Raw genomic sequence first — 13,415 nt, 5'->3', positions numbered from 1 at the left:
CTTAGGATATCTTTAGGTTTTGAACAATTATTTTGTAGTATATATAATATACAATTAAAAGCTTATTAAAAATAAGTAAAATCACCTGTTTTTCTGCTATGAATTTCAACCAGCTTAATTATTTGTATACATGCAATATATAATAGTATTATTATTCCTAAGCCAATAACAATAAAATTATTCATTTCACTTAAAGGACTTCCATTTAATACAACCTTTCTTACAGCTTCAATAGCATAGGTTAATGGAAACACAAGGCTTATAACCTTTGCCCACATTGGAAATACTGAGGTTGGTACCTTTACTCCTGAAAATATCTCCATAGGTTCTTCTAAGATTGTAAATAAAAAACCTGAATCTCTTGAAAACAAAAAGATCGAATTCAATAACATCCCCCATACTACTGCCATTGCTAAGGTTATAATAAAAACTATCATCAATGCTAAATAATTAATATTCAAAACCTCTCTTTTAAAGATTAGCACTCCTATTGTAAAAAGTACCATAAATACAACACTTTCAAAAAGTGAAGATAAAGCATTCCCTAAGATTACCCCCTGCCTTGAAGCTGGCGATAAATAAATTAATTCCAAGGTTCCACTTATTCTTTCAAAAGAAAAGTTCCAAGCCGATTGAACCAAGCTTCTAAACAAACTCATTGCCATATATCCTAATACTATAAATATTACCACATTTTCCTCATTAAGATAGCTAATATTACTATTATTTATTCGAAAAGGCTTAAAACTATAATAGGTAGTTATAAAATTAAGTATTGGCCATAAAAATAATGAAACATAGATTAATTTGCTGTGAAAATAATTTAAATGCTGTTTTTTCATTTCTGCGGAGCAAACTTTAAAAAATGTCTTCATAAATTATGCTCCCTTCTTTGAAAGTTTTATTATAGTGTCTTCAAGGTTAGGTACAATTTCGTAATATTCTTTTATAATTGCTCCTTTATTTATACAAGCTTTTGATATATCAAGACTTAAATTTCTTGAACTTATGATTTTGTAAGTCTTTTCATCATTATATACTTCAACTGTGCTATCCTTACTGGCTAAAATATTAAACAAATAGTTATCAAAACCTTCTATATTATTATGAAGAATTAATTTATATTCTATTTTTGTAAATACATCCTTGGACAATTCCTTAACCGTTCCCTGTTTAATTATTTCTCCTTTATCTAAAACATAAATATAATCTGCAAGTTCTTCAACTTCCTCCATATAATGTGAGGTTAATAATATTCCCTTGCCTCTTTCTTTAGTAAGTACTTTAACATTTTCCCTCAACTCTTTTGAAGTTACTGCATCTAAGCCTAAGGTTGGTTCATCCATAAATATATATTGAGGATCATTAATAAGTCCTCTGGCAATTTGAAGCCTTTGCTTCATTCCTTTAGAAAATTCCTCTACTTTTTTATCCTTATTTTCATATAAACCAACCAACTTAAGAAGATAATCAATTCTCTCTTGAAGAAGCTTATTTGGTATTCCATATAGCTGTCCATAATACCATAGGTTCTCTTGTGGAGTCAGTCTAAAATAAATCATTTTCTCCCCACCAGCAACCATATTAATTTTCTTTTTTATAACCATTGGATTTTTAACTGCATCAATTCCATCAACAAAATATTCTCCAGAGGTTGGGGAAAGTAAGGTTGTCAGCATCTTAATAGTAGTCGTTTTTCCAGCCCCGTTAATACCTAAGAGTCCTATTATCTGTCCCTCCTTTAATTTTATAGACACGTCTTTGACTGCTTCAAATTTAACTTTTTCACTTTTAAATAATCCTTTACTAATTTTAGTTTCATATATCTTCTTTAAATTTCTTGCTTCTATCATGCTTATCACCTATCCTTGAATTTTTTCTAATGCTATAAATTCTATTTTCTTAAGACTTAAAAATCCTATTATCATATAAACGGTACTTAATAAAAATACATAAATAATTGTATTTGTCTGCTCAAAGATTCCTTTACCTAAAAGCACTGAGCCTCTTACTAAATTTGAAATTTCAGTTACAGGTATTAATTCTCCCATCCACCTTAAAACTGTTGGCAAATATTCTGTTGGAAAAGTTATACCACATAGCAAAAGCATTCCTACAAATAAAGTATTTTGTGAAATATAAGTATCTCTTGTATACAGCATTATAGAAGCAAGGACCATAGACAATCCAAAGAAACCATATAAACCTAAAAGTGCTGAAATAATAAGAGCTGATATGTTTACACTGCTTAAATTCAAACCAAAGGGAATAGCAATAATTAAAGATATACTCACTTCAAAGGTAGTAGCGACAGTCTGCTGAAGCATATTTCCTATAAAATATTCTCCCCTTTTAAAAGGTGCAAGCATCAAGCTTTCCAAGGTACCTTCCCTTAACTCAGTAATAAGACTCCTACTTACATTTAAGCATGTCCTAACAACATAAATGTAAGTTAAGCTGCCTAAAATTACATAGCTCATATAATCTCCAGTACCTGTGTAACCTAAAAATTCCTTCCCAACTGCTCCGTTAAAAAGCATCTTGTACATAAACAATGCTCCTACTACTGTGTAAAACCCTGTTAAAAGATTTCCTACAAAAAAACTCATTGGATATGCCCTAAGCATAACAATAAAATTCCTTTTGAATGTCGCCATGAGAACCTTTCCCTTCACAACTGATCATCTCCTTCTTATTTTTAATTAACTATTTAGTTAATCAAATTTCTTATTATCTATTTCGGAAGCATTGTAAAGTTCAAGGGATAATTTGTCAATAGTTTGTACTTAAATGAAAAAGGTAATAAACACTTACTCATAAATGTTTATTACCTTTAACTTTTACTAATTATTAATAAATATCAGAAAATTCAATTTCAGCAGTTTCTATAGCATTATTAGAATAGCAATTTAACTGTTCCTCATCTGTTACATCTTCTAAAGAATATTCTACAGTTGGAAAGGTTATTTTAAATTCTGATCCAACATTCAATTCACTTTCACAAACAATAGTTCCTTGTTGAATTTCCACAAGCTGCTTAACAAGAGATAAACCTATCCCACTACCTTCTATCTTCCTAGATATGCTGTTGTCAACCTTTGAAAATCTTTCAAAAATATTTGCCTGCATGTCACTTGGTATTCCCATACCATCATCTTTCACTGAAATTAAAATATTATTTTCACCATCCTTATAGATATTAACAAAAATATTCCCGCCCTCTTTTCCATACTTCACTGCATTTGAAAGCACATTAAGCATAATTCTTTCAATCAAATTCGAATCACAATTAACATAGGCTTCTTCCACCTCTGTATCAAAGATTAGTTTAATATTCTTACTTTTAACATAGACTGCAATTGACATAGTTATTTCTTCTACTAAGTAAACAATATTCTCTATTTTATAGTTTGGTATAAAAAAACTACTTTCTATTCTTGTTATATCTATGATATTATTAATCAATCTCATAAGTCTTAGACAATTTTGTTTAATTATCAAATTATATTTTAATACATTTTCATTACAGTTGTCCTTTTTTAAATAACCATTTTGAACTTGAAGAGCAGAATAAATAACATTAATTGGTGTCCTAAGTTCATGTGATATATTCGCAAAAAAATCATTTTTAAGACTTTCCTCTTTATTTTTTAGTTCTAATAATTTTTCTGCTTCTTCAACCTTTTTTCTATCTTCAATATTTCGTATTGCAGAAATGATATATTCTCCTCTTTCATCATTGGCAATTAATGACTTTACTTCGACCCATTTTTTCATTCCGTCCCATTTTATCTCGTACTCTTGCGGTTTTTCTAAAATCCTGCTATCCATGCTATTTATTCTTGACATAAAAATATCTAATTGTGAACTATCTAGTATTTTATCAAAATCAGCCTTTTCAACTTCTAATTCGTCATTAATATCAAACATATTTAAAAGTCTATCATTCACAGATTCGATTTTCTTATCTCTGATTATTATAATTCCATCTGGAATTAAATTAATGAATTTATCGTTTAATTTTTCTATATTAGCAGCCTTATGACTTATTTTATCTATCTTTTTATTAGCAATTTCTAACTCCTGTGATTTGTTCATAAACCTATTAAATAAATTATTATAAGGATTTATAACTATCTCTTTGATAATTATATTAAATATGTAATAGTACACTATATTTTCAAACAAGTGCCCCAGTATATTAATAGTTGTATCATTAAATAATGAAAAACAAAGATATGATAAACTCTTGAAAAATATCAATGAAAACAAATTCAATTTACTTCCATTTAGAATATTAGCTTTAGTTTTAATAATTCTATAAAAGAAAATTATATATCCGAGTATAATTAATACTGCACTTACACTTCCAAGTATATCTAAAGAGTATTTAGTATCATAGTTTTTTGATACATAACTGATAACAAAAGTAATAAATAAAAATAAGCTTACAAGAATTTTATTTTCAGAAAATAGGTTACTCAAATTAGCCTTTTTATTTATATACTTAACCGATAAATTCAATAAAATACATTCGTAATATTGAAATAAAATATACAATAAATTATTTTCTCCATAATCATCAACAAATAATGCAATAATTCCAAAAATACTAAGTATAAATGCTATCAAATGAAAATACTTACTATCACATGCTTTTATTGTACTTAATATTATTAATATGAGTATAAATCCAAAAAGAACAGTTACTATTTCTGCAGATGCATCCAAATATACAAAATTAAATTTTGATACATAATATAAGCTAACGCACATAACTACTAAATGTAAATACTCAATTATCTTTTTTCGAAAGATTGATAAAATATGCATAATTCGCCTCCTTTCATATATTCTATCATATTCTATCATTTTCTACATATTTTTTCTTAATTTCTTCTACTTTTATAATCAAATTTCACATTTAAAATTCAAATTATGACTTTTTTCTCAATTAGCAACAAAAAAGCTTATGTTACTAAACAAATAACATAAGCCTTAAATATGTATCTATAAATTATTTATCCTAATAAATTAAAATGATTCAAATAAAACAAAGCTAGATAAAGTATAATTCCTACTAAGCAGGTTATCATTACTATTCCTCTATGCTCGAATTTAGGTCTTCTAAATAGAAATAATATTATTACCCATAATAGAAATATAGCAACCCCTAAAAATATAATTTCAAGTACAGCCTCTTGACTATTAATGCAAAATCCCAAGTAAACTCCTTCTGAACATAGTACTAAGGCTGTCCAAAAAGCCTCAAATCTACTTAGTGCCTTTGGCTTTTTAATTAGAGATACTATCCCTAAAAATCCAATAAACCCTGAAATTCCAATAATAATAAACCCCTTATAATGATTCAATAATTCCATACATTTTCTCCCCTTTATATACCTAAAATAATAAACTGATACCCTTAAGTCGTTATTCCTTGTAAAACAACAATTTTCAACATTAGTTATCAATTTCTCTCCCTAAAAATGCTTTTTCTAAAATTATAACATATTACAAATTTTTAGTGTATAGCTGTTGGAATAATTTTATCTCAATTTTATATTGAAATAATTATTTTAGTAAAAAAATCGCAGGCGACTGTGGAGCCGGAGATTTTTTTTACGCATTTGCCTTTTCGAACGCATGTGAGAAAAATCTGGCAGGCGAATAAGATTTATTTTTTATTCTTTTTGACACACAAAACCTACTTAATTGGCCTTTTCAATAAGTTATCAACAGATTTAACTTTATTATAGATTTTTCTAAAGAATAAAAAATAGAACTCAGAAAAGTGTAATTACTTTAACTAAGTTCTATTAATCGCTTCTATATCCTATACAAGTATATTTAAAAGTTTATTATTTTTTATTCTTTATGTACTCACCTAGATCTCTATCTAGCGTTGATATATGATTTTTAACCCAATTAACCATTTTATTTTGAACATTTAAAGCCAATAACACTGATGCTCCAATATCCTCAAATCCACTTCTCAAATCTTTAAGCTCTTTTTTAAATGCTTCATGCTGTTTACATTGTTCATTCATTCTCGGATATCTATATCTTTTTTGAATTTCTTCTTCATCATGAAAATGCTTTATTGTATAGTCTTCTAGAAAATTCAACGCGTTTTCTATTTCTTGTTTTCCTTTTCCTTCTTTTACAGCAGATAAAAACTTATCTAAATAATTAAATAATTCCTTATGCTGCTTATCGACATTTTCAACCCCAATTAATAACTTGTCATCCCATCTTAAACTCATAAAACCAACACCTTTCGTAAAATAAATTTAGTTTTAAAAGGTTTACACTTAATTTTATGCTTATTAGCACCTCTCATAATTATGCACACCCATACTTATATTTTACTAAATTACAATATTACTAGCACCGGTTTTCATTCCTCATTTTTCTACAAAATGCTCTATAATTAAGTTTACAATATAAATTAATAGTCACAGCTTCCATTTATTCGCTACGGCATATTCGTAAGCCTTGATCTGGTCCTTTACCATTTGCATCATACTTACCACTATAATATGGATCGCAGCTTTCTAGATCTCCGACCCAACCACCACCTTTAGTAACTCTGGCAGATATAACACTCATATCAAGACCTTTATACCAATCCCAACACCACTCCCTTACATTTCCAGACATATCATAAAGCCCTAACTCATTTGATTTCTTACCGCCTACAGGCTTTGTTTTATCCTTGTTATTTTCTATTACAGGCCAATCCCAATTTCCTTGTAAGTATTTTTCCCCAGCATTTCTCCAATACCATGCTACTTCATCTGGATTATCACTTCCACAATAAGTATAATTCTTACTCAGCTGCCCACCACTTGCAGCATATTCCCATTCAGCCTCCGTTGGTAACCTATACCCATTAGCACCTTCATTAATAGTTACTGTCCACTTTATATCATCATTATTATTTTTATTATCAGAATCTTTTTTATTTTTATCTATATTGTAATAAGGTTTTAAACCTTCCTTTATACTTCGTTTATTACAGTATTCAACACTATCATACCAACTTACCATTTCCACTGGCAAATTGTCACCTATAAAATGCGAGGGATTACTGCCCATTATATCAACCCACTCTTTTTGAGTCACCTCATATTTACCAATATAAAAATTATGCATCTCTTCCACTCTTCCATAATAGTTTGACCTTTTACTTATGATCTCTCCACCTTTTACTAAGGTAAGGCTATCTGACTTAATTTGCGAACACCCACTTATCTGAAGCATAATTCCCATTAAAAGTATTATTAATAATTTTTTCATTGATATATCTCCCAACTAATGTAAAAAATTATAACTTTGAATAAATTTTAAGATGATTAATTTCCTTACAGGTAATATTTAAGTAATATGTAGATAAGCATTATTTATATTGGTCTAAGATTTAAATATCATTTTATATAAACCTTTAATCAAACAAAATTACCAAACGTTTACATTGGCATGTCCACTGCTTTGATATCCTTCTACTGCTACCACTTGGTAAGCCCAACTAGATCCAAGTGCCATACCTTTACTTCCCCATGCATCAGCATGATTTTTCATAGTAATAGCATTATTAGTACCAGTAGATCTCTTAGATTGACGAACACTCCAGAATTGTGGAAATGTTGAGTAACCGTCAATTGAAGGTTGATTATATCTCATAGTTTTATAAATATCGTAGGTGCCTCCATCGCTATTTGTAGTACCCATATAAGTACCAGTAGGTCTATAACTTCCCCAGTTATCAACAACATAATATTCTATAAGTGAGTTTCTTGTCCATCCATACAAAGATAGATACCCATTACCTGATGGTGAAAAATCTCCAGCATTATAATTTACAACTCTAGTATATGAACCATAGTTCCATCCTTTACCAACAACAAAATTCCCACAATTTTTCCAGTCAACACTAAATTGTCCACCAGATAAATTGTTTGAATTTACTGTCCCGCCTCCATCAGTCCAATTTTGCCAATAATCTGTAGTAGCTGCATTTGTGTTGACGTTTACAACAGATAGTGCAAGCGTACAGCACATTAAAGATGCTAGAAATAATTTTAATCCTCTTTTTTTCATTAAATGATTCCCCTTTCATTGTACCATTTAGTTACTTTACAATTTTAATATTTCTTGCAACTTATCTACATACTACTTGAATATTACCCCTTTTATTAATCACTTTATATCGTTTTCATTATATTACCAATTTTCCAGTTATTTTAAAACCATATAAATTATAGTTTTTATACTAATTTTTATATATATTTTTACTTTATTCACAAATTATCTTACTATACTTCATGTTGTTGCCCCTTTTCCAATCTTCTTTACATCTCCTATATACTTATTACTTATGCTAGTTCATACAAAAATAATTGCTTTGCAGGATTATATTAATTATTATTTTGATATTTTTTCTTAAATATCCATATAATCCAAATTATTTATCAACCAATATTCTCAAAGGAATATTTTTAATGGTAAAATTAAACTATAAAAAAATAATTTTTAGGGGTGTATGAGATGATAAAAATGAAATTAACAAAAATAGTTTCTTCATTATTAATTATGACTTCTGTATTTATGCTAAATCCAATTGGTGCTAATGCTTCTTGGAAAAAAGACAGTAAAGGCTGGTGGTATTCAATCGATACTCCATGGGCCACAGGATGGACTCAAATAAATGGTAAATGGTATTATTTTAATTCCGATGGGTATATGGTTCATGATGTAACTATTGATAATTATAAATTAGGTCCTGATGGAACTATAATTCAGCCAACTGGAACAGCCAATAACAATACTTCTAAAGAACAAATTACTGAAGTTACTGTTGGAACTTCCCAGGAATTTGTTAATGCCATAGGATCAAATAAAAGAATCTTGTTAAAACCAGGAGTATATAATTTATCAACTATTCAACAAAATAATAACTCAGATAATTCTGTTGTATGGGAAAACGTTTATGATGGAAAAGAATTAAACATAAAAAACCTTCATAATTTAACTATTGAAGGTACTGGTTCAGGAACTACAGAAATAAAAGTATCTCCTCGCTATGCTAATATAATGAAATTTACAAATGTTAATAATGTTTCTATAAAAAATATAATTGCAGGTCACACACCTGAACCATATGAATGTAATGCGGGTGTACTTAACTTCAATAATAGTAATGATATTTCTATAGAAAATTCAGAATTATATGGATGTGGAAGTATAGGTATTAGTTTAAACTCTGTTAAAAGACTTACAGCATCAAATTGTAAAATAGATCATTGCTCCTTAAGGGCAATTGATATTTCAAACTCTGAAGCTATTAAATTTACAAATAATAAAATAGTCAATCACGAAGCTTTCAGCAATATAGTTGCAGTATCTAACGCAAAAGAAGTTACCTTTGAAAAATGTGAATTTGCTGATAATAATAATTTTAGTTGGAGTTTTCTTGAAGCAACAGATAACTCAAATGTATTGTTAAATAAATGTATTATACGAAATAACACAAAATCAACAACTCAAGACTATGATAAGGATAATAAATATTTCTTTAAGACTACAGATTATTTAGGAAATAGTAATAGTACAATAACAGTAAGAGATTCAGAAATTAGTAATAATAAATTTGATTATTTATTAGATAATAGCAATAACGTAACATTAGAAAATTGTACAACCAATAATAATACTTGGAAATAAACTCAAGTACTAAAATTTGATTAAACAAAACTGTACCTTTTGAAATTATAATATAACAAAGGGTACAGTTTATATTTAATACTGTAATTATATTTTTTTATTAATCGTCCAACGCTTTAATTAATTCTCTAATTTTATTATGAGTTCTTTCCCAATTTTCAAAAGGTGTATCAATAATAATTTTATCAATACTTAGTTGTTCTAAAATTTTTAATTCTAACTTTTGTCTTTCTTCAAGACATGTAATATATCCATCAAAACCTTTTAAACCATTTGCCTTTCCATAACCTTGCGAAGTATGATACTCAATAACACTTTTCAGCCAGTCATCATCTCGTTCTATAGCAATTTCAGCAACTCTTTCTTTTACTTTAGAATTTTTCAAATAAATCACTACAGGATTTAAGTCCTTTATATTTTCATAAATATTTATTATGTATTCTTTAATCTTTTCATAAGTATAATTAAATCTCATCATCATTTCACATAATGGATTCTGTAAAAAACAGCAGTTAAAAACATAAATTTTATCTTCCTTATATGCCTGCTTTACAAATTCAGCCCAATAATTTAGCATTACTGTTTTTTCTATTTCCCATGGTAAACAATCATATATTTTAAAAGGAATTATTTTATCAAATAACTCTCCACTTATCTTAGAAAGTGGTATAACTAAACCTGAATTTTCTTCAACTCCAATATTTTTAACTTGTTGTAATTCCTCATCACTCAATATTTGCAAATCATTACTTGTCATAAATGCATGAAATTCATAATCTGCTGGATGTTCTAAATTACCTTCGTCAAAGTATAAAGCAGCATGTCCTTCTTTTAAAAGAAAGTCTGATACAAATTTTCCTGTTGTGCTTTTACCAGTACAAGGTAATCCTTCTATTATAAACAACTTATTTTTCAATTAAAAATGCCTCCTATATCTAAATTTAATTCTCTCAAAAGCCTTCTTCCTTTTCTATAGATGCTTCTTCAATTACATCATTAGATTCACTCTCTACAGCTTCATATTGAATATCTATAGTTTCTCCAGTAACTCTTTCTAAATCTTGAATATCATTTTTCAAATCTTCTCTTGTATAATTTTTATCAACTGAACTTTCTAATGCTAGCCTTAATCTATTCCCCATAGACTTCATAGATATATATGTTAAACCTCCAGAAATTACACCACCTAAAAGAGGTATAGCTTTAGTTCCACCTTTGGTAAAGGTGTCTTTTGTCATCTTTAAACCTATTGTCTCCGCTATTTTCTTTATTACAGGTAAATATATATTCCTAATTAATACTTGCCTTGGTAGTTTTTTTAATTCTTGCTTTGCTATATTAGTTGAAATCAATCTTAATGTAGCATTTGCACCACCGACCCCAAACATTGCTCCTAAAAAAAGTATTAATTCTTTTCTGACTTTTTCACTATCAGCATTATCATCTATCCATAAATCTTCAAATCCATATAAATATGCTAATTCCTGTGCAATTTTAAGTGCTACTCTAAAAAATTGCAATGTATCTGCTGGTATAGTTGCCGCCATAGCAAATCCACCCAGTAATCCTGCAAAAAAAGAAGTTCTTGCTGTTTGAGTCGTTCTTTTACTTATTATTTTTTTTGCTACCTTATCCAATACATGTAAATCAATTTCTGCTTCTATTGTATTTGATTTAATAGCTTGATTAATTTTTTCTTTTGAAACATAATTACGTAGTTCTTTTTTTAAAAAACTAGCCCTATTTACTTTCACTCCTGGTAATTTTAATGCTATAGTTAATGCTAATTCAAATTTATTTTTTCCCTCTTTATTATTCATATTCTCCCTCCATTCTTACCACTATACATATTTTATCATAGTATACATATAAAGTTCTTTAGTTAATTTTAAGTTCTCCTCTCTTATTGATGATATGATTACTTTTAACTTCCCAATGTTATCCGTAAGAACTCAAAGAAAAATCTGGGTTTAGTTAAAATAGCAAAGCTCACCATATCTTATATGGTAAGCTTTGCATCAATTATATCTAAGATTTTATTAAAGCTAACATTTATTTATGATATTTTTCACAGTATCAGTAATATTCAATGTTTCTCAACTTAAAAATATCCTAGAATAAATACAAACTTATATTTTTCTTTATTTATATTAATTCACAAACAAGATACTTTAATGCATTTTAGAACTACATTCCTGCGTTATTTAATTCACTAAGTACTCTTTTATGCTCTTTTTCATCCAAGTTGTAGAAGAATATTGCAGCAAGTTCTATTATTACAAATATTACTGGAATAACAGTCATTGTAAGCAAAATTCCATGCAATGCTGTTGCAGTTTGTGCCTGATTAGCCACATAACCAAAATTCGCCAAGATTAAGCCTGGTACAATTCCACCAATTGCCATACCGAACTTGAAGAAGAATCCAACTAACGCATATATTACACCACTTGCACGTTTACCTGTCTTATATTGACCATAATCGATAGTTTCAGGAATTAATGCCCATGTAAAAGCGCCTGCAGTTATAGTTCCTAATGCTGCAATTAATCGTCCTGCAAATACAAGTTGAACCATTGTAGGTGGAACAAGGAATAACGCTATTAAGCCAATTGCCTTTAACGATAAAGCAGTAAATAGTAACTTTTTCTTCCCCATCAATTTATACATTGTTGGCATTAATGGCATAAGAATTAATGCAGGTAAAGTTCCCATTAAACCATACCATTTTACTAAATCTGGTCTTGCAACATTATAAGTAACATAATAAATTCCAACAGAATTGACAATTGAATTAACACCAAAATTAAGAATAAAGAAAAGACATATTATTACTAAGGGACGATTTGATTTTAATTGGATAAAAATATCTTTAACATTAATTTTTGCTTCTTCAGAATGATTAATTTGAACACGCTCTTTTGTATTCATGAAGCAATAGATTAATAAAAGAGCTCCTAAAACTCCCATTATTGACATAGTAATTTGCCATCCTGTACTTGTTTTTCCTGTTGCATTTGTAAATATTCCTGCTAAAAGTGGAACCCCAAAAGAAACAATTAATCCTCCAATATTAGAAAATAGCATTCTAACAGAAGTTAAACTAACAACTTCCTTATTATCTTGAGTAATCGCTGAAGTTAGAGCTGCATAAGGAATATTAACCACTGAATATGTTATTGATAGCAAAGTATATGTAATATAAGCATATACTAATTTCATAGGATCAGAAAATCCTGGTGTTGTAAAACATAGGATTGCTACCCCTGCAAATGGAAATGCACCATATAATAGGTATGGACGAAATCTACCATATTTAGTATTGGTTTTATCAACTATTGTTCCAATAAGTGGATCCATTACAGCATCAATCATCCTCACAATTAGAAACATAAATCCTGCTGCTACTGCAGAAATCCCAAAAACGTCTGTATAGAAGAATAATAAGAAACTACTTACTGTTTGATAAATAAAATTACAAGCTAAATCTCCTGTTGCATAACCCATTTTTTCTTTTAAAGTAATTTTTTCAGATACTTTAGATGTTGCTTGACTAATGTTCATTTGAATCTCCTCCATTTTTAATTCATAAAATTGTTTCTAAGCTTCATATTTCTTTGTAATATTTATCATATTTTATATAAATATCCATATAATGATCGATATTTATATATCTGCTTGCGGAATTC

The 13,415-nt window shown here is 28.4% G+C and carries 12 protein-coding genes; 1 reads left to right on the top strand and 11 read right to left on the bottom strand.

What is annotated here, in order from left to right; genetic code table 11:
• Positions 1-65: 65 nt before the first annotated feature.
• The 8 genes from CSPA_RS10980 to CSPA_RS10945 form a co-directional block, all read right to left on the bottom strand.
• Positions 66-875 carry an ABC transporter permease gene (locus CSPA_RS10980; protein ID WP_015392336.1) on the bottom strand — a complete coding sequence of 270 codons (810 nt, stop codon included), beginning with the start codon at positions 873-875 and terminating at the stop codon, positions 66-68.
• 3 nt (positions 876-878) lie between these two features.
• Positions 879-1,853 carry an ABC transporter ATP-binding protein gene (locus CSPA_RS10975; RefSeq protein WP_015392335.1) on the bottom strand — a complete coding sequence of 325 codons (975 nt, stop codon included), beginning with the start codon at positions 1,851-1,853 and terminating at the stop codon, positions 879-881.
• A 9-nt stretch (positions 1,854-1,862) separates the two neighbouring features.
• Positions 1,863-2,675 (bottom strand): ABC transporter permease, encoded by an 813-nt coding sequence (locus CSPA_RS10970; RefSeq protein WP_015392334.1) that lies wholly within the window; start codon positions 2,673-2,675, stop codon positions 1,863-1,865.
• A gap of 175 nt (positions 2,676-2,850) precedes the next feature.
• Positions 2,851-4,833 carry an MASE3 domain-containing sensor histidine kinase gene (locus CSPA_RS10965; protein WP_015392333.1) on the bottom strand — a complete coding sequence of 661 codons (1,983 nt, stop codon included), beginning with the start codon at positions 4,831-4,833 and terminating at the stop codon, positions 2,851-2,853.
• A gap of 188 nt (positions 4,834-5,021) precedes the next feature.
• Positions 5,022-5,381, bottom strand: coding sequence for a hypothetical protein (locus CSPA_RS10960; protein WP_015392332.1), 360 nt, complete (start codon positions 5,379-5,381; stop codon positions 5,022-5,024).
• Positions 5,382-5,861: 480 nt separating this feature from the next.
• Positions 5,862-6,266, bottom strand: a complete 405-nt coding sequence (locus tag CSPA_RS10955; protein ID WP_015392331.1) for a bacteriohemerythrin — start codon at positions 6,264-6,266, stop codon at positions 5,862-5,864.
• 205 nt (positions 6,267-6,471) lie between these two features.
• On the bottom strand, positions 6,472-7,302 hold the full coding sequence (locus tag CSPA_RS10950; protein WP_015392330.1) for a formylglycine-generating enzyme family protein: 831 nt from the start codon (positions 7,300-7,302) through the stop codon (positions 6,472-6,474).
• A 159-nt stretch (positions 7,303-7,461) separates the two neighbouring features.
• Positions 7,462-8,103: a glycoside hydrolase family 11 protein gene (locus CSPA_RS10945; protein ID WP_015392329.1), complete on the bottom strand. Its 642-nt coding sequence runs from the start codon at positions 8,101-8,103 to the stop codon at positions 7,462-7,464.
• Between the two features lie 447 nt (positions 8,104-8,550).
• On the opposite strand from CSPA_RS10945, the gene CSPA_RS10940 reads away from it, so the two are divergent.
• Complete coding sequence (locus CSPA_RS10940; protein WP_015392328.1) at positions 8,551-9,726, top strand: right-handed parallel beta-helix repeat-containing protein; 1,176 nt, start codon at positions 8,551-8,553, stop codon at positions 9,724-9,726.
• A gap of 100 nt (positions 9,727-9,826) precedes the next feature.
• On the opposite strand, the gene CSPA_RS10935 is transcribed toward CSPA_RS10940, so the two are convergent.
• From CSPA_RS10935 to CSPA_RS10925, 3 genes are all read right to left on the bottom strand, one after another.
• Positions 9,827-10,642, bottom strand: a complete 816-nt coding sequence (locus tag CSPA_RS10935; protein ID WP_015392327.1) for a P-loop NTPase family protein — start codon at positions 10,640-10,642, stop codon at positions 9,827-9,829.
• A 34-nt stretch (positions 10,643-10,676) separates the two neighbouring features.
• Complete coding sequence (locus tag CSPA_RS10930) at positions 10,677-11,546, bottom strand: EcsC family protein (protein ID WP_015392326.1); 870 nt, start codon at positions 11,544-11,546, stop codon at positions 10,677-10,679.
• A gap of 367 nt (positions 11,547-11,913) precedes the next feature.
• Complete coding sequence (locus tag CSPA_RS10925) at positions 11,914-13,290, bottom strand: glycoside-pentoside-hexuronide (GPH):cation symporter (protein ID WP_015392325.1); 1,377 nt, start codon at positions 13,288-13,290, stop codon at positions 11,914-11,916.
• Positions 13,291-13,415 lie beyond the last annotated feature (125 nt).

It is taken from the genome of Clostridium saccharoperbutylacetonicum N1-4(HMT) (genome assembly GCF_000340885.1).
In the GTDB taxonomy this organism is placed as follows: Bacteria; Bacillota; Clostridia; order Clostridiales; family Clostridiaceae; genus Clostridium; species Clostridium saccharoperbutylacetonicum.
This window is presented reverse-complemented; position numbering and strand designations above follow the sequence as displayed.

Bases quoted from the DNA above. Each gene is read 5' to 3' on its own strand.
- CSPA_RS10980 (WP_015392336.1), bottom strand. From the start codon at position 875: ATGAAGACATTTTTTAAAGTTTGCTCCGCAGAAATGAAAAAACAGCAT.
- CSPA_RS10975 (WP_015392335.1), bottom strand. From the start codon at position 1,853: ATGATAGAAGCAAGAAATTTAAAGAAGATATATGAAACTAAAATTAGT.
- CSPA_RS10965 (WP_015392333.1), bottom strand. From the start codon at position 4,833: ATGCATATTTTATCAATCTTTCGAAAAAAGATAATTGAGTATTTACAT.
- CSPA_RS10960 (WP_015392332.1), bottom strand. From the start codon at position 5,381: ATGGAATTATTGAATCATTATAAGGGGTTTATTATTATTGGAATTTCA.
- CSPA_RS10955 (WP_015392331.1), bottom strand. From the start codon at position 6,266: ATGAGTTTAAGATGGGATGACAAGTTATTAATTGGGGTTGAAAATGTC.
- CSPA_RS10950 (WP_015392330.1), bottom strand. From the start codon at position 7,302: ATGAAAAAATTATTAATAATACTTTTAATGGGAATTATGCTTCAGATA.
- CSPA_RS10945 (WP_015392329.1), bottom strand. From the start codon at position 8,103: ATGAAAAAAAGAGGATTAAAATTATTTCTAGCATCTTTAATGTGCTGT.
- CSPA_RS10940 (WP_015392328.1), top strand. From the start codon at position 8,551: ATGATAAAAATGAAATTAACAAAAATAGTTTCTTCATTATTAATTATG.
- CSPA_RS10930 (WP_015392326.1), bottom strand. From the start codon at position 11,546: ATGAATAATAAAGAGGGAAAAAATAAATTTGAATTAGCATTAACTATA.
- CSPA_RS10925 (WP_015392325.1), bottom strand. From the start codon at position 13,290: ATGAACATTAGTCAAGCAACATCTAAAGTATCTGAAAAAATTACTTTA.